Source organism: Microcoleus sp. A2-C3 (assembly GCF_036706065.1).
Lineage (GTDB): Bacteria > Cyanobacteriota > Cyanobacteriia > Cyanobacteriales > Microcoleaceae > Microcoleus.
Genome location: NZ_JAUBVX010000028.1, coordinates 14,257 through 31,088, shown reverse-complemented (window position 1 = coordinate 31,088; position 16,832 = coordinate 14,257). Strand labels below are relative to the sequence as shown.

The 16,832-nt window shown below is 47.3% G+C and carries 14 protein-coding genes; 8 read left to right on the top strand and 6 right to left on the bottom strand.

Annotation, left to right across the window (positions count from 1 at the left end):
- Positions 1 to 233 precede the first annotated feature (233 nt).
- The 5 genes from QUB66_RS16590 to QUB66_RS16570 all read left to right on the top strand — a co-directional run bounded on the left by QUB66_RS16590 (position 234) and on the right by QUB66_RS16570 (position 5,748).
- Positions 234 to 971 carry a phycocyanobilin:ferredoxin oxidoreductase gene (locus QUB66_RS16590; protein WP_265236307.1) on the top strand — a complete coding sequence of 246 codons (738 nt, stop codon included), beginning with the start codon at positions 234 to 236 and terminating at the stop codon, positions 969 to 971.
- Positions 972 to 1,044: 73 nt separating this feature from the next.
- The gene (locus tag QUB66_RS16585) at positions 1,045 to 2,688 is read left to right on the top strand and encodes an HlyD family efflux transporter periplasmic adaptor subunit (protein WP_332968769.1); all 1,644 of its coding nucleotides are present in this window, start codon (positions 1,045 to 1,047) and stop codon (positions 2,686 to 2,688) included.
- Positions 2,689 to 2,785: 97 nt separating this feature from the next.
- Positions 2,786 to 3,946 carry an ABC transporter permease DevC gene (gene devC / locus QUB66_RS16580; protein WP_332968768.1) on the top strand — a complete coding sequence of 387 codons (1,161 nt, stop codon included), beginning with the start codon at positions 2,786 to 2,788 and terminating at the stop codon, positions 3,944 to 3,946.
- Positions 3,947 to 4,056: 110 nt separating this feature from the next.
- Entirely contained in the window at positions 4,057 to 4,917 is an 861-nt protein-coding gene (locus tag QUB66_RS16575) for a Uma2 family endonuclease (RefSeq protein WP_332968767.1), read from the top strand.
- Positions 4,918 to 5,025: 108 nt separating this feature from the next.
- Complete coding sequence (locus QUB66_RS16570; protein WP_265236299.1) at positions 5,026 to 5,748, top strand: DevA family ABC transporter ATP-binding protein; 723 nt, start codon at positions 5,026 to 5,028, stop codon at positions 5,746 to 5,748.
- A 17-nt stretch (positions 5,749 to 5,765) separates the two neighbouring features.
- On the opposite strand, the gene QUB66_RS16565 is transcribed toward QUB66_RS16570, so the two are convergent.
- Entirely contained in the window at positions 5,766 to 6,677 is a 912-nt protein-coding gene (locus QUB66_RS16565) for a hypothetical protein (protein ID WP_265236297.1), read from the bottom strand.
- Between the two features lie 320 nt (positions 6,678 to 6,997).
- Positions 6,998 to 7,243 (bottom strand): hypothetical protein, encoded by a 246-nt coding sequence (locus QUB66_RS16560; RefSeq protein ID WP_332968765.1) that lies wholly within the window; start codon positions 7,241 to 7,243, stop codon positions 6,998 to 7,000.
- Here QUB66_RS16560 and QUB66_RS16555 point away from each other — a divergent pair.
- Entirely contained in the window at positions 7,220 to 9,271 is a 2,052-nt protein-coding gene (locus QUB66_RS16555) for a DNA polymerase III subunit gamma/tau (protein ID WP_265236293.1), read from the top strand. The genes QUB66_RS16560 and QUB66_RS16555 overlap by 24 nt on opposite strands.
- Before the next feature lie 4 nt (positions 9,272 to 9,275).
- Here the strand turns inward: QUB66_RS16555 and QUB66_RS16550 are convergent, their stop codons facing one another.
- The 4 genes from QUB66_RS16550 to tig all read right to left on the bottom strand — a co-directional run bounded on the left by QUB66_RS16550 (position 9,276) and on the right by tig (position 13,987).
- A complete protein-coding gene (locus tag QUB66_RS16550; protein ID WP_265236290.1) occupies positions 9,276 to 10,034 on the bottom strand; it encodes a GNAT family N-acetyltransferase in 759 nt (252 codons plus the stop codon).
- A gap of 153 nt (positions 10,035 to 10,187) precedes the next feature.
- Positions 10,188 to 11,531 carry an ATP-dependent protease ATP-binding subunit ClpX gene (gene clpX, locus QUB66_RS16545; RefSeq protein ID WP_332968763.1) on the bottom strand — a complete coding sequence of 448 codons (1,344 nt, stop codon included), beginning with the start codon at positions 11,529 to 11,531 and terminating at the stop codon, positions 10,188 to 10,190.
- 9 nt (positions 11,532 to 11,540) lie between these two features.
- A complete protein-coding gene (gene clpP, locus QUB66_RS16540) occupies positions 11,541 to 12,230 on the bottom strand; it encodes an ATP-dependent Clp endopeptidase proteolytic subunit ClpP (protein ID WP_265238504.1) in 690 nt (229 codons plus the stop codon).
- Positions 12,231 to 12,571: 341 nt separating this feature from the next.
- Positions 12,572 to 13,987 (bottom strand): trigger factor, encoded by a 1,416-nt coding sequence (gene tig / locus QUB66_RS16535; protein ID WP_332968761.1) that lies wholly within the window; start codon positions 13,985 to 13,987, stop codon positions 12,572 to 12,574.
- Positions 13,988 to 14,586: 599 nt separating this feature from the next.
- Between tig and QUB66_RS16530 the strand changes: the two genes are divergently transcribed.
- Together QUB66_RS16530 and dapA are read left to right on the top strand one after the other, a co-directional pair.
- Positions 14,587 to 15,630, top strand: a complete 1,044-nt coding sequence (locus QUB66_RS16530) for an aspartate-semialdehyde dehydrogenase (protein WP_332968760.1) — start codon at positions 14,587 to 14,589, stop codon at positions 15,628 to 15,630.
- A gap of 105 nt (positions 15,631 to 15,735) precedes the next feature.
- Entirely contained in the window at positions 15,736 to 16,629 is an 894-nt protein-coding gene (dapA, locus tag QUB66_RS16525; RefSeq protein ID WP_332968759.1) for a 4-hydroxy-tetrahydrodipicolinate synthase, read from the top strand.
- The last annotated feature ends 203 nt before the right edge of the window (positions 16,630 to 16,832 follow it).

Below are 16,832 nucleotides of genomic sequence, written 5' to 3'. Positions count from 1 at the left end.
GAGAGTTTCGGCAAATGTTACCTATTACTCTGGTTTTTAGGGCAATTTATTGCCCCGTGCCGCTGGGAATACCTAGACTCAAGTCGCAGGGCTTTCTATCTTGGGCAGATTTTTCTGTAAAACTTACTCGATCGCACGTCGCTCTGCTGGTATCCTTAAAAGTATCTACCTTTTTTACTGCATCCTGCAACCGTAGAATCAAGTTTTATTAAGCGATCGCCCGATAAATAGAAATGTTAGAAATATCCCAGTCTTCCCTGCGCGAGCAACAGCACCCTCTCATCCGCGAATTAGCAGACCGGATAGAATCAGTATGGCGTCGGTACCTCGACCTCGAACCCTACCACCTCCCCGCTGAGTTGGGATACGTAGAAGGGCGCTTGGAAGGAGAAAAACTGATCATAGAAAACCGCTGCTATCAAACTCCCCAGTTCCGCAAAATACACCTCGAACTCGCTAAAGTCGGGCCGCTGCTGGATATCCTGCACTGCGTGATGTTTCCGAGACCGAATTATGCTTTGCCGATGTTCGGCACAGACATCGTAGCAGGCAAAGGTCAAGTTAGCGCGGCGATCGCAGACCTTTCTCCCCTTAATCCCGATCGAACTTTGTCGGAAACCTATCGCACCCAACTGGAAACTCTGCCGGTTAACCAATTTTCTTGTCCCCGCCAAATTCCTGAATGGGGCGATATTTTTTCGGAATTTTGCCTGTTTGTGCGGCCAGATTCACCGGAAGAAGAAAGCCGATTTATCGACATAGTTGAATCCTACGTGGAAATTCACTGCAAACTCGCAGTGGCTTGCGAACCAGTTTCTGCCGCCGAAGCATCGAAAATTCTCGACGCTCAAATTTACTACTGTACGCAGCAGCAGCAAAACGACAAAACTCGCCGCGTACTCGAAAAAGCTTTCGGTCAAGATTGGGCCGAAAATTACATGACTGAGGTGCTGTTTGATTTCCCTAAATAGTTGAGATGAGTTTACAATACTTCATAGTAGGTGTGCAAAAACTTAATCAGGAAATCACCTACTTCTATAAGTCATGGGCAAGGAATCACGGGATAAGGATCAATCATTTTTTAAACCCCCAGGGCCGGGAATCATCGGTTTAGCGATCGCCGCTACTCTCCTTACCACAGGATTCGGTTTTTGGCAAGTATCTCAAATCAGAAAAGCTGAAGAGTTAAAGGCGGCGGCTGCAACTGCTGCTGCAACTACTGCCTCCACCCGCAACAGCGTCACAGCTTTGGGTAGGTTGACTCCGCAGGGGGAAGTGATCAAATTGTCTGCCCCTTCGGCGTCGGAGGGCGCGAGAATTGAACTGTTGAAAGTCGAAGAGGGCGATCGCGTCAGTCAAGGACAAATCATAGCAGTTCTCGATACGCGCGATCGACTCCAAGCAATCCTCCAACAAGCTGACAAAGAAGTCAAAGTCAAACAAGCAGAATTAGCGAAAATTCAAGCAGGCGCAAAAACAGGCCAAATCGGCGCCGGGAAAGCCGAAGTTGCCAAGTCTGAAGTTCAACGTCAAAGAGAAACCGAAGGCGAAGGAGCAAATGTTGCCCGCTTAGAAGCTCAAATGCGAAGAGACATCGAAGCTGCACAAGCTAACGTCGCTAAATTTGAGGCTCAACTACAACGAGAAACCGAAGCCGAACGAGCTAATCTTGCCAAATTTGAGGCACAACTGCAACGAGAGACAGAGGTACAGCAAGCTAAACTTGCCAGGCTGGAAGCTCAAGTGCGTGGCGAAATTACCTCTCAAAATGCTACAGTCGATCGACTAAAAGCCGAATTAGCCAACGCCCAAGCCGAAGAACAACGTAATAAAGAACTCTCCGAAACAGGCGCAATCTCTGCTTCAGCCTACGATACCAAACGCTTAGGAGTAGAGACAGGCCGCCAGAAAGTTAAAGAAGCTGAAGCTATATTAGAAAAAACCGTACAAACACTGCGACAGGAAATAATTGAAAATCAAGCCACAGTCAAACAAAAAGTAGAAACAGGCAAGCAGGAAATCAATCAATCCCGCGCCAATCTCAAACGCAAATTAGAAACAGGCAGGGAGGAAATTAACCAAGCTAGAGCCACTTTAAATCAAAAGATAGAAACGGGCAGAGAAGAAATCAATCAAGCCGAAGCAATGCTCAAGCAAAAAGCAGAAACCGGCGCAGAACAAATCAATCAAGCCAAAGCAAATCTAGACCAAATTGCCGAAATTCGTCCCGAAGATGTGCAAGCCGCCCAAGCCGCCGTCGAAAGTGCGATCGCCACCAAACAAAAAGCCCAAGTAGACTTAAACTTAAGCTATGTCAAAGCACCCGTATCCGGTTCCATCCTCAAAGTTAACACCCGACAAGGAGAACGCATCAACACTCAAGACGGCATCGTAGAACTAGGCCGTACCGATCAAATGTACGCCATAGCCGAAGTTTACGAAACCGACATCACCAAAGTGCGAAACGGCCAGCGCGCCACAGTTACCAGCTCAGTTTTTGTAGGCACATTAGAAGGAACAGTCGCTAGAATCGGCAAACTAATCGGCAAAAAAGATGTCCTGAATACAGACCCCGCCGCCGACACCGATGCTAGAGTTATCGAAGTAAGAATTCGCCTCGACCCCGAATCGAGCAAAAAAGTTTCTGAGCTGACAAACTTGCAGGTTGAAGTCAAAATAGCTATCTAAATAATAGTATTTTTAAATCAAACCCCCTTGTTTTTGCTTGTTTGTTTCTTGCTCCTTTTTTCTTCCTTCTTCCTTCTTCCTTCTTCCTTAATTAGATATGGCAAAAATACAGCTAGCTTGGGCACAGTTAACCCGCGAAAAAATGCGCTTAGTCATCGCGCTAGCCGGGATTGGTTTTGCCGATTTACTAATGTTTATGCAGTTTGGATTTAAAGACGCACTATTTGAAAGTTCCGTCAGCTTTCATGCGAAGTTAAAAGGGGATATTTTCATCACCAGCACTCAATCTACGGCTTTAATAGCCATGAAAAGTTTTCCCCAGCGTCGCTTGTATCAAGCCTTGAGTTTTAACAGCGTTACAGAAATTAGCCCGGTATATCTAGGCTTTGGATTATGGAAAAATCCCGATCCAAACGAGCGCAAAACCCGCCAATTGATGGTCATAGGTTTTGACCCGACTCGTCCGGTTTTTGATCTGCCGGAAATCCAAAATAATTTGGACAAAATCAAAATTGCCGATGTGGTTTTATTTGACCAAGCTTCCCGCCCGGAATTTGGGCCAGTAGTGGAATATTTCAACCAGGGAAAACCTGTTGAAACAGAAGTTGACAACCGCCGCATTGTGGTAGATGGTTTATTTACTTTAGGGGCATCTTTCAGTGCTGATGGAAATATTGTCACCAGCGATTTGAACTTTCTGCGGATTTTTGCGACGCGGAGAACCAAAGGTTTAATTGATATCGGTATTGTGCACTTGCAGCCGGGAACGGATGTGAAGGCTGTTGTCGAAAAAATGAGGGCAACTTTGCCGTCAGATGTGCGAATTGCTTCAAAGGAAGAGTTTGTAGCTTTTGAGAGAAAGTATTGGGAAGAAGGTACAGCAATCGGATTTATTTTCACTCTCGGCGCGGCAATGGGATTTATTGTGGGGATAGTGATTGTTTATCAAATTCTTTATACTGATGTTACCGATCATTTGCCGGAATACGCGACGTTGAAGGCGATGGGATATAAGGATTTTTACTTTTTGATCGTGGTGTTTCAAGAAGCTTTGATTCTGGCAATTCTTGGTTATTTGCCTGGATTTGGGATTTCTGTAGTGCTGTACAATTTAGGGAGAAGTGCTACGAGTTTGCCGATGTATATGACTGTAGGGAAGGCTGTAACTGTGTTTGTAATGACAGTTGTTATGTGTTCTGTGTCGGGGGCGATCGCAGTTAGGAAGTTGCAGGCGGCCGATCCAGCAGATATTTTTTAGGGAATTAATTAATTAATAAGTTCTGCCTAAGTAATTATGGCTCTAACGCTATAACGCTATGCTATTAAGATAGCATTCATCTCGATCGCACTCTCCCTCGGTTCTGCGCTATGACCCAAAGCTTCAACCCCACAGCGTTGCCTCCCGCCTTTCCCGATCACACCCAACTCCCAGAATCTGACGGCACGTTTGTGAAGAACTTTCAAGAACATCCTCAGAGCATCTTGCTCACGGACTCCCTAGAAATTACCCTACAAAATCTGCATCCCGACGGACAGTATGCGATCGGGCAAGATTGTGGCATCTACTGGCGCGAAACCGAGCCTCCCGAACGCGGAGCCGAAGCACCTGACTGGTTCTACGTCCCTAACGTGCCTCCCCGCTTAGACGGGCAATATCGGCGTTCCTACGTGTTGTGGCGCGAGTATATGGTGCCGTTAATTGCGATCGAATTTGCTAGCGGTGATGGTTCAGAAGAACTCGACAATACTCCTTTATCTGCTTTGCCATCCGGGGGAAACCAGAAACCGGGAAAGTTTTGGGTATACGAGCGGATTATCAGAATTCCCTACTACGCTATTTACAAGATCCAAACCAATGAATTAGAAGTCTACAATTGCGTAAATACTAGATATCACCGCTTGGAACCGAACGATCGCGGACATTACCCGATCGACCTGATGGGTATAGAGTTGGGCGTGTGGTCTGGTAGCTATCAAAATCAGACACAACATTGGTTGCGCTGGTGGGATCGCGAGGGAAATTTGTTGTTGACGGGAAGTGAGCGAGCTAGACTGGAGAGCCTCCACGCCGAACAGGAACGGCAACGCGCCGATGCTGAGACTCAACGCGCCGATTCTGAGACTCAACGCGCCGATTCTGAGACTCAACGCGCCGATCGCGAACGAGAACAAAAAGAGCGATTGGCGGCTTATTTGCGATCGCAGGGCATCGATCCGGATCTCATTTGAGCCTTGGCTGTTGCTCCATTTTTTGAGGATAGGAATAGGGAGCGATCGAACATTCGAGACTCTTCCTCGCTAAATAATGCCAAAACAAGGAGCGATCGTCAATTATTTATGAACGCTAAACCAGTTGTTTCAATTAAAAATCTCAATCATTCCTTCGGCGAAGGACAACTTCAGAAGCAGACATTATTTGACATCAATCTCGAAATTGATCCGGGCGAAATTGTGCTAATGACTGGGCCTTCTGGGTCTGGCAAAACCACATTGTTAACCTTGATTGGAGGTTTGCGATCGATCCAAGAAGGTAGCTTGAAAATTCTTGACCAAGAATTGCGCGGAACTAAGAAAAATAAATTAGTAGAAGTCCGCCGCGACATCGGCTATATTTTCCAAGCTCATAATTTGCTGAAATGTTTAACAGCGCGGCAAAATGTGCAAATGTCTCTGGAACTGCACAACCATCTTTCTGAGCAAGAAACTAATGATAAAATAGAGGGAATGTTGGAAGCTGTAGGGTTGGGTGACAGAATGGATTATTACCCGGACAGTCTTTCTGGCGGACAGAAACAAAGAGTTGCGATCGCCCGCGCGTTAGTCAGTCAGCCAAAATTGGTATTAGCAGACGAGCCCACAGCAGCCCTAGACAGCAAATCAGGTCGAGATGTGGTAGAAATCATGCGAGGTTTAGCCACATTACAGCACTGTACCATTTTGCTTGTCACCCACGACAACCGCATTTTAGATATAGCCGATCGCATTATTCACATGGAAGACGGCCACCTCGCACAAGACACAGCCACAACCGCCACAACCGGCGTTCTTTCCGGCAAATAACGTTAATTAACATCAACTTATTTGCGGGAACTAGGGCGCTTCACCCCTGTCTTTGTAGAACTCTTAGATGAACTTTTACCGGGCATCTTTGTCGTACCTTTCGTTACTTTTGAACCCTTAACAGCGGCCAACGCACTATCATTTTCATTCCCTGGTCTGCCCGCGGCCGCTCTAGTAGTCCTAAAGGTGACATTCACCCCTTCATTTGACTGTTCCAGCACCAACATCGGCGTTGGCTTTGCTTTTTGATCCCACTCAATGTGAACGATGCGACCTTGAATTGTCGGCTGCCAACTGTCGTGATCGTCGGAAGGACTAAGGTAAGTTTCCAAACAGTCAATAATTTGATTAATTGTTGCCGATGTTGCCTGAGTCGGCAGTTTCATCAGCTTAATTTGAATCCGAAACAGCACTCGCTTTTCTATTTTTACTGCCGGATCGCCAGTTTCGTATTCGATATCAAACATCGAATCCACTTGTCTGCCACTGCCCGCATTCCCACTTTTGTCTCCTACACTACTCTGAGTCGGACGCAGGGCAATACTAATTTTATCTTTGACTTTTACTTTAATTTGGTTCACAATGGCAAAGTGAAAAACTTCTTCCGCCATCCGCATTCTCAGGTAGTCTAAATTAAAGTCTCGCGAGTGGATGAGGTCGGGATTTTTCTCCATCTTTGACAGAGTTTCCAGAGCCATCTTGTATTTTTTCTGGAGTTCTCGATTTCTGAATTCCTCAAAGTTTAGTTTCTTGCTCAAACTGTCCATTTTTAGCTTGCTAAACACAGCTAAACCGACAAGCAATAACAACAGTAATCCCGACGCTCCCATCAAGATTTGATCTGAGGCTAAACCGGAATGTTTAGCCTGTTTGGGTTTGGGAGAGGCTACTGCCAACCTTGGTTCTACAAGGATGATTTGGGTTGACATGGGCTTTTAAAGGGTAAATTTTGACGCTATATTTATACAGGACTCCAGAGTAGAGCTGGCAGTGCAACTCGATCGACCAACATTGACATCATTCCACCACCATCTTGATACAACTGGATTTCTGCAACTCGAAGACGCACCCTCTAATTAATACTCGATCTTTAACTGCAAGCAAGTTCCCGAAATATCGGAAAATCCCGCGCTGGCACTGGCAAAAAGAAATGGTGAATTGTCTGTGATAGATTATACCAATATAAGTCAAAAAAATGTTGGTTCGGCGAGCTCCGTTTCTAGGCAAAAGAACAGTAGATACACATAAACTAATAGTAACTCTGCGATCGATCGCAAAAAACACTTCTCTCCGAACAACCCATCACCCGGACGATCGAGGGGCGGACTCTCGCTGGGGTGCTAATTGCTACTGTTCGATCGCTCCCGCCCTGCCAGTCCACCGGGCGGCTGGCTGTGAGAGTCGAACTCTCTTTGCGATCGAACAACGTGTCCTTAGCTAAGATTACAGCTAATACCACCAATATTCGATCGTGACCTACGAACCCCTCCACCACAAATATCGCCCTCAGACATTTGCCGAATTAGTCGGTCAAGAGGCGATCGCCCAAACCCTAACCAGCGCCATCCTGCAACAGCGCATAGCACCAGCATATCTATTTACCGGCCCCAGAGGCACCGGCAAAACCTCCAGCGCCAGAATTTTCGCCAAATCCCTCAACTGTATTTCTACCGGCGTTCCCACCCCAACACCCTGCGGCAAATGCAACGTTTGCCAAGAAATTGCCAGAGGTTCCACCCTAGATGTCATCGAAATCGACGCGGCCAGCAACACCGGAGTAGACAACATCCGGGACTTGATCGAACGAGCGCAATTTGCCCCCGTACAGTGTCGCTATAAAGTATATGTAATCGACGAAGTTCATATGCTCAGCAACCAGGCATTTAATGCCTTATTAAAAACCTTAGAAGAACCACCAGATCGCGTCGTATTCGTCCTCGCCACAACCGACCCTCAAAGAGTCTTACCAACCATCATCTCACGCTGCCAAAAATTCGACTTCCGCCGGATTCCCCTCGACTCAATGACCGCCCACTTGCACAAAATTGCCCAATTAGAAAACATCAACATTGCCAGCGATGCAATACAAATGGTTGGTCAAATTGCTCAAGGAGGACTGCGAGACGCCGAAAGCTTGCTAGACCAACTCAGCTTATTTCCCGGTCAAATAACAGTAGAAAAAGTTTGGGATTTAGTCGGCGCAGTCCCCGAAAACGACTTAATGGAACTGCTGCAAGCGATCGCAAACGATGACTCTACAGCATTAATAGACATGACCCGTCACCTAATGGATCGTGGCAGGGAACCGCTAATCGTGCTGCAAAGTCTCGCCAGCTTTTACCGAGATTTGCTCATAGCCAAAGCAGCACCAAAACGCTCAGATTTAGTCGCTTTAACAGCCGCGACTTGGGAAAAACTATGCAATTTTGCCCGCAATTGGGATGCCGAGTTAATTTTAGCAGGTCAAAAACACTTGCAAACCCACGAAGTGCAAATTAAAAACACCACTCAGCCGCGATTGTGGCTGGAAGTGACCCTGTTGGGATTATTGCCCTCAGCCATTAGAACTCAGCCACAACCAACAGCCGAACCAGGTAGAAATATTGCTCAATCCCAAATTCACCCCCCCCAACCCCCCCTTGCTAAGGGGGGGAGTTCCACAACTGATATCGAACAGCCTCCGGCAGCCAAACCTCAAAATCAACATCCAACTTCGCAACCTATTGCCGATCGCACAGAAAGCACACCTGCCGCACCGATTTCCGCACCTATACCAACTGCTGAAACGAATCCAACAAATTATTCACCAACTAATTCAGGTAGCGAAATTGATTTAGATAGAGTGTGGGAACAGGTACTTGATCGCGTGCGACCCAACGGGACTCAATCGCTACTCCGCCAACACGGACAGCTAGTAATTTTTAGCAATGATAGTGCTTATGTTAAGATTAGTTCCCAGCCGTTGCTCAAGATGGTTAAAGACAAAGTAGCTAATCTTGAAGAAGCTTTTGTGCAAGTTTTCAACCGTCAAGTCACAGTAAAAGTGGGAGTGACAAATCCCGCTGAAATTAATAGTTCCCGCGATTTACCAAATTCTCACGGACTTGTTGCCGAAAATCCTAGAAATTCTGCTTCTGTTATTGATGCGAATCAACACTTGCAGAACTCGGCGGCTTCTGAGATTTCCGATGATTTTTTGGGGAACGGAGCAACAGAGCAAACAACATCCTGGACGCCTGAAAATACCGCCACCAAGCTACCAAATGTTTCTGAACCGCTGCGGCAGACAAACATTTCTACAGACTCTCAGAATAAGTTAAATACTCAAGCTGTAGCGGTGCGGGCTGATGCTCAATCTGTCGCGAATACGAGTAAACAATGGGCTGAGATGTTTGAGGGACAAGTAGTCGATTTGTCGGATGATTTAGAAATTTGGGAGTCGGAAACTTTTAGATTGGAATCTGAACCGGATTTTCCTGAGTTATCTGCTGAGGTTGATGGGGATGATTTTATGGGTTGGTAAATTTCTACTGGGGCGGCAGCGAAATGTGCAAGATTTCGCCAATCGCCGACAATCCCGCCCTAGTGTAAACTCGAAATTCCTCCTCCTGTAGCGTCATCAAAAAAGCCACCTCAACACCCGCATCAAAAGCCTCTCGCAACAACCGCGCCGTCAAAGCCCCTGCGACACCCCGCCGCCGAAAAGAAGGGCGCACACCAATTCCCGCGATTTCCGTCGTTTGATTTTTCGGGGGCGTGCAGACTCCAGCGCCAGCAGGTTCGCCCGTTGCTGCGACGCGGGCGAGTACCGCAATGCCACCCGCCGCCAGACTTTGCCGAAGACTGTCAACATCTTCAGCGGTGGGTGCAGCCTCTCCGTAAGCCTCATTTTGTGCAGCCACAGTACCCAAAAGTTCGTCATCGGAAACTGGCAGAATTAGCTCGATTTCGGGCGGAATGGGAAGCATTTTCTCCGAGCCCGGAGTGCAAATCATCAGCGGTAAGCGTCCCTCAACGGTGAAACCGGCGGATATCAGGGCTTCTTCGACAGCGGGCGCTAGTTTCGTGAAATATTCCAAACGTGGCTGTCGCCCACGCCCAGAGTATGCAGCGATTAGCGCGTTGACATCGGCGAGGGAGGGTGCGGCACCGTCTTCGGGAATCGCATAGTTGAGATAAGGGTTGGCGCTGTGGGGGCTGAAGGTAGCGAGGAAGGGCCCGATGCGCTCGGTGTCGCGCTGCTGGCTGGCGGCAAAGCGCAGGTATGCTTGAATGCGAGATTCCATTGATTTCTGGCAAAAATAATTAAGACGGGCAGGATTCCCATCGCACAAAAACTTTTTTTCTTGTGGAATGTGCATCTTGCCCGTCCGAAAATTTGATGATCAGGACTTTTACAATTTTGTATGGTAAAATTGCTATCCTGAAAACCGATGCTTTTAGGCAGATTCTGGTTTTGGTAGCGAAGACGGAAGGACTAACAATTCGGCAGTCGATCGCTTCTCGACCATTTCCTTAGTAATCGTACACCGCGTCACATCCTTGCGCGACGGCAACTCGTACATCACATCCAACATCAACTCTTCGACAATTCCCCGCAGCGCCCGCGCTCCAGTTTTGCGACGGTAGGCTTCCTGGGCGATCGCCCGAATTGCATCCGACTCAAAATCCAACTGCACACTATCCATCTTTAGCAGCTTTTGGTACTGCTTCACCAAAGCATTGCGCGGCTCAGTCAAAATCGCCATCAGCGTCGCCTCATCCAGCGGATCTAAAACCGCAGCCACCGGCACCCGCCCGATAAACTCTGGAATCATCCCATATTTTACCAAATCGTCTGGTTCCAGTTGCCTGAGGACATCGGCGGCCCGCTTTTCCTTCGGCACAGCTTCTCCCGGCTGAATAAAACCCATTGACTTTTTACCAGTTCTCTGCTCGATCACTTTGTCCAGGCCGACAAAAGCGCCCCCGCAAATAAACATGATATTGCTGGTATCAATTTGGATGCAGTCTTGATAGGGATGCTTGCGGCCGCCTTGGGGTGGTACATTGGCGATCGTCCCCTCAAGCATTTTCAGTAGCGCCTGCTGCACCCCTTCTCCAGAGACATCCCGCGTAATCGAAGGATTTTCGCTTTTCCGGGCAATTTTGTCAATTTCATCAATATAAATAATTCCGCGCTGCGCCTCTTCCACATCCATATCTGCCACTTGCAGCAGTCGCAGCAAAATATTTTCCACATCTTCCCCGACATAGCCCGCTTCCGTCAGAGTCGTCGCGTCAGCCACCGCAAACGGCACGTCCAACATATCCGCCAAAGTCTGAGCGAGCAGCGTTTTACCGCAGCCCGTCGGCCCGATTAACAAAATATTCGATTTTTGCAGTTCTACTTCTTCTGGTGGGTGCTTGCCGCTATTTTTGGCATGGATAAAGCTGAGGCGCTTGTAGTGGTTGTAAACCGCCACCGAGAGGACTTTTTTCGCCTCTTCTTGACCGATCGCATTTTCGTCGAGATAATTTTTAATTTCCCTCGGCTTGGGAATTTGGCTCATCGAGATACTTTTGCCCGAGGTAGCGCGGCGCTTTTGAGTAGTTTCCTGTTTCGGAACCGCCGCCGCCGCGGGCACAGCACTGGAATCAAACAACTCCTCATCTAAAATTTCATTGCACAAGTCAACGCATTCGTCGCAGATATAGACCCCTGGGCCTGCGATTAACTTGCGAACTTGCTCTTGAGACTTGCCACAAAACGAACATTTTAGATGGGAGTCGTACTTAGACATAACAGCCTCTTATTTCAGTGCAGTGACGTTTTCTCCCGCAGCCGGAAGGTTTTCTTTTTCGATCACTCGATCGACCAAACCGTAATCTTTGGCTTCTTCGGCGGACATAAAAAAGTCGCGCTCTGTATCAGCCTCTAATTTGTCGATCGGTTGACCTGTGTGATGCCCTAGCAGTTCATTCAGCTTACGCTTATGATACAGGATTTCCTTGGCTTGAATCTCAATATCAACTGCTTGACCTTGAGCGCCTCCGAGCGGTTGGTGAATCATAATCCGCGAACTCGGAAGAGACATCCGCTTCCCGTGAGCTCCTGCTGTTAGCAGAAATGCGCCCATACTCGCTGCTAAACCGTAACAAATCGTCACCACATCTGGTCGAATTTGCTGCATCGTATCATAAATTGCCATGCCTGCTGTCACCGAGCCACCGGGGGAATTGATGTACATTTGGACATCTTTTTCTGGATCTTCGGCATCTAAATACAATAGCTGAGCTACGATCGAGTCAGCCACTTCGTCGGTGACGGGAGTTCCTAAAAACACGATTCTATCCCGCAGCAAGCGCGAGTAAATGTCAAATGCCCGCTCGCCCATCCCCGACTGTTCTAGTACCATCGGCACTACATTGCTGGGACTAGAGCTGACATCAAAATCGTTATAGCTCGTAATTAGGTAATTGGAAGATTGAGATACAACCATAAGACACCAGTCAAGGATTATAGACAATTTGCTGCTGTTGAAAGCTTTAAATTAAGCTGCCAGCTTCTAACTATTATGCCTTGTCTTAACCCAGATGGGGGGGAATGGGAGTGAATGGGTGCGTGAGATTGCTTTCTAACTTGCAAAGCTGGCGTGACTCGCCGCGCTCTGAGGGTAAATAAGTTAAAACACTTACTTACAAATTATCGCTTCTTGGTTCTGGGGGGTTGATTTCTGGGCAGACTAGACTAATCCCAACAAATTTGTTCGGCGCTTGCAGTCAGCATAAGGTGCGCAGTGCGCACCCTACACTTGTAGTTTTTGGTAGCCAACCTCTAGTTTTACTCTTCGCCTACAACTTCCACGTCGATAGTGCTCGTGGCTGCTTCTTCAGAAATTTCAGCGTCCTCTTCTGCTTCTTCTGCTTTGGGAGTCAGAGAGCCTTCAGGTACGAGTTCGATCGTACCTTTTTCCTCCAACCATTTCAGAGTTTTTTGTTTGAGCAAGTCTTCTCCTACAAATTCCCGCAACTTTTCAGGGTCAAAATTTCCTTTAGGAAACTGCTTTCTGACTTTTGCCACTTCTGCTGCTACTTCTGCTGGTTCAACAGATAAGGATTCCAGCTTAGCTACTTCTGCCAGAGCTAGAGTTTGTTTGAGCCTCTCTAATGCTTCGGGACGAGAGCGTTCCCGCATCGGCCCCATATTTTCTTCGGTAAACAGTTGGTTGATATCTATGCCATAATTTTTCAATTGCATGGCTTGTTGGTTCAGCAAATAATCGATTTCGCGATCGAGCATTGTTTGGGGAACTTCTACCTCTATTAGCTGCACCAGTGCTGCTGATATAGCTTTTTCCTTATTAGCTGATAGCTTGTTTTCTTGCTCTGTTTTAAACCGAGTTTCCAGGGATTCGCGCAGTTCGGCTAAAGTTTCAAATTCGCTAACTTCTTGGGCGAAGTCGTCGTCCAACTCCGGCAATTCCTTTTCCTTAATTTCTTTCAGAGTAATTGTAAAGACTGCTGGTTTTCCAGCCAATTCTTCACTGCTATACTCATCAGGGAACTGGACAGAAACTTCTCTAGTTTCTCCCGAATTCATCCCAATCATGCCTTGGATGAAGCCCGGTACAAACTGATTTTCCGACAATTCTACTTGAAAGTCTTCGGCATCGCCGCCGGGAATTTCTGCGGGAGTTTCGCCTTCGGGTGCTTCGGCAAATTTACCGGAAAAATCAACCAAAGCCACGTCTCCCAACTGAGCGGGCCGGCCTTCTACGGGGATTAAAGTCGCTTTGTCCGATCGATATTTTGCCAGTACCTCATCCACCTGAGCTTCATCATACTTAACTTCTTCTGCTTGAAGCTGCAAGCCGGTGTACTGCCCCATTTTCACTTCTGGTTCTACATCAACCTTAGCCGAAAAAGTCAGAGGCTGTTCTGGATCGAACTTTTCTAGCAACTCTTCAAATTCGGTGCGCAGTTCAAAACTGCCAATTGCCGGAATTTTTTCTTGTTCGAGAGCTTTTTGCAGGGAATCATTAATCAAATTTTCCAAAGCCGTCGCCTTCAAGCGAGTCTGGCCTAGGCGCTGTAGCAAAATTTGGCGGGGAACTTTGCCTTTGCGGAACCCAGGAATATTGACCTCGCGAGCGAATTGTTTAATTACCTGCTCGTAAGCTTGTTTTGACTTTTCTGATGGGACTTCGATTTCCAGACCAATTTGACTGGCTGGAAGTTTTTCCTGGGTTACTTTCATCGGCTTTTTTTGGGATATTTAACAATAGTGATAAAATACATACAAATCTAACTTTGCCTGCATTTTATTTTTGTACGCTTTGACTTGTAACGGCACAACTACAATCACCTCTACTGGATCAGAGTGTAAGTCATAACCAGCTACTTTTTGGGATCTTGCCAAATAGTTCTAGTTTGAGGATACTGGCTTTTGCTGCTAATAATGTGGAGGTTAAGTCCACCAATTGCCGATGCACCATAGCATATATCGCCGCCTGATGTCAATGTTTTTGGCTGCGTGGCCAGTCAAAGTCAATGGATGCGTCTGCTAAAGTGGAGATATATCAGCAGCTAACCGGATGCGGATTAGGCGCGGGCGATTTTCTTCGTTGATGAGCCTCCCGTAGGCGCGGGCTTTCATAAGAGATCGCTTCGCTAACGCTAACGGCAAAAGATGCTAAACTAGGATTGGTGGCGATCGACCGCTGTGGCTAACTGCACCCTTGCCATCTGCATCGCGCCCCGATGTCGCATAAGATTAATTGAGTTTGATATTTAGTATTGCGGTTATTTAAATTTTAGATTTCGATGTTTAGACTTTAATTTTTGGAGGAAACTAATTTGTCTCAATCCTATCGAGTTGCCATTTTAGGAGCTACCGGCGCAGTCGGTGCCGAGTTGCTAGAACTATTGCACAGCCGGAGTTTTCCGATTTCCAACTTGAAGCTGCTGGCTTCGGAACGTTCAGCAGGTACAAAATTGCCTTTCGGCGACGAGATGCTGCCAGTTGAAGCAGTGTCCGAGCGATCGTTCGATAATGTAGATCTAGTGCTAGCCTCAGCCGGCGGCTCTACTTCTAAATTCTGGGCTCCGAAAGCGGTGGCCGCCGGGGCCGTGGTAATCGACAATTCCAGCGCTTTCCGCATGGATGCGACCGTACCGCTAGTGGTTCCCGAAGTCAATCCCCAAGCGGCGGCAGCTCACCGAGGTATCATTGCTAATCCCAACTGCACGACGATTTTGATGGCAGTTGCCGTTTGGCCTCTGCACAAAGTTAAACCAGTCAAGCGCATAGTTGTAGCGACTTACCAGTCTGCCAGCGGCGCGGGCGCAAGGGCTATGGAGGAAATGAAAGATCAAGCTAGAGCAATTTTGGCAGGGGAAATTCCCAAAACCGAGATTTTTCCCTACCCCTTGGCTTTTAACTTGTTTCCGCACAATACACCGATTAACGATTTGGGGTATTGTGAGGAAGAGATGAAAATGGTGAACGAAACTCGGAAGATTTTTGGTACGGACGAGATGAGAATTAGTGCGACTTGCGTGCGGGTTCCCGTACTCCGCGCCCATTCCGAGGCGATTAACCTGGAGTTTGCAGAGCCTTTTAGCCCGATCGACGCTAGGGAAATCTTAAAAGAGGCGATCGGCGTTAAGCTGGTAGAAGACTGGCAAGCTAATTATTTCCCGATGCCCGCCGAGGCTAGCGGTAAGGATGAAGTGCTAGTCGGCAGGATTCGCCAAGATATTTCTCACCCCTGCGGGTTGGAGATTTGGCTGTGCGGCGATCAAATTCGCAAAGGGGCGGCTTTAAATGCGGTGCAGATAGCCGAGTTGCTCGCAGACAAAGATTTGCTGCGAATCCCAGCGCAGGCGGCTTCTATTTAGCGGGAAGCTGGCAATACGGTAATTGAAATGAAGATTTTAGATAAACCTTTCATCTGAAATCAAAAATTTAAAATCAAAAATCAACAGTCTAAAATCGGAGAAAGTGTGGTAAAGTTTGGACGGGTTCTGACTGCAATGATTACGCCGTTTAAAGAAGACGGCAGTGTTAACTATGCGGTAGCAGAACAATTGGCAGTTCATTTAGCCGATCGCGGTACGGATAGCTTAGTAGTGTGCGGAACTACGGGCGAATCTCCCACTATGAGCTGGGATGAAGAGTACCAATTATTTCAGGTGGTACAAAAGGCAGTTGCCGGTAAAGCTTTGGTAATCGCAGGAGCCGGATCGAATTCGACCTCAGAAGCAATCGAAGCTACGCAAAAAGCAGCTAAACTAGGGTTAGACGGCTGTTTGCAGGTGGTTCCTTATTACAACAAGCCACCGCAAGAAGGTTTGTACAATCATTTTCGGGCGATCGCGGAATCTGCTCCAGAATTGCCTATAATGTTATATAACATCCCCGGTCGCACAGGCCAAAATATGTTGCCGGAGACAGTAGCTCGATTGGCAGAAATCCCCAACATTGTGGCAGTCAAAGAAGCAAGTGGCAACCTAGATCAAGCAAGTCAAATTCGGTGCTTGACATCACCTGAATTTGCGATCTATTCTGGAGATGATTCCCTAACTTTGCCCATGTTGGCGGTAGGAGGATCTGGTGTAGTTAGCGTAGCCAGCCATCTGGTAGGAGAGCAACTGCAACAGATGATCAAAGCTTTCGAGGCCGGTCAAGTTCAAGTCGCTACCCAGATTCACTTGCAACTTTTTGACCTGTTTAAAGCTCTTTTTCTCACCACAAATCCCATTCCCGTTAAGGCAGCTCTTAAACTTCAAGGCTGGGATGTAGGTTCCACCCGTCCGCCCCTGTGCGCTCCGCCCGTTGAGGTAACTCAAAAGTTAAAGGACGTACTGAGTCAGCTAGCCACAGTATCTGCTAGCTAGATAGGCGAGAACGAGTTTTCAGACAACTGAATATTGGTTGTAATGAGTCATTAGTCATTAATCATCAGTCATCAGTCATTAACTGTTAGTAATTACCTAATGGTGATAGACCAAAGACTGAAGATTAAGGACTGAAGGCAAAAGACAACTGACTGTACGGGTATAGAAAAACCCGCCGGGGAGTTTTCCATAAATATTTGGAA

Coding starts and splice junctions, on each gene's coding strand:
- clpX (WP_332968763.1), bottom strand. CDS start 11,531: ATGTCTAAGTACGACTCCCATCTAAAATGTTCGTTTTGTGGCAAGTCT.
- QUB66_RS16585 (WP_332968769.1), top strand. CDS start 1,045: ATGGGCAAGGAATCACGGGATAAGGATCAATCATTTTTTAAACCCCCA.
- QUB66_RS16550 (WP_265236290.1), bottom strand. CDS start 10,034: ATGGAATCTCGCATTCAAGCATACCTGCGCTTTGCCGCCAGCCAGCAG.
- QUB66_RS16590 (WP_265236307.1), top strand. CDS start 234: ATGTTAGAAATATCCCAGTCTTCCCTGCGCGAGCAACAGCACCCTCTC.
- clpP (WP_265238504.1), bottom strand. CDS start 12,230: ATGGTTGTATCTCAATCTTCCAATTACCTAATTACGAGCTATAACGAT.
- QUB66_RS16570 (WP_265236299.1), top strand. CDS start 5,026: ATGAACGCTAAACCAGTTGTTTCAATTAAAAATCTCAATCATTCCTTC.
- QUB66_RS16575 (WP_332968767.1), top strand. CDS start 4,057: ATGACCCAAAGCTTCAACCCCACAGCGTTGCCTCCCGCCTTTCCCGAT.
- devC (WP_332968768.1), top strand. CDS start 2,786: ATGGCAAAAATACAGCTAGCTTGGGCACAGTTAACCCGCGAAAAAATG.
- QUB66_RS16565 (WP_265236297.1), bottom strand. CDS start 6,677: ATGTCAACCCAAATCATCCTTGTAGAACCAAGGTTGGCAGTAGCCTCT.
- tig (WP_332968761.1), bottom strand. CDS start 13,987: ATGAAAGTAACCCAGGAAAAACTTCCAGCCAGTCAAATTGGTCTGGAA.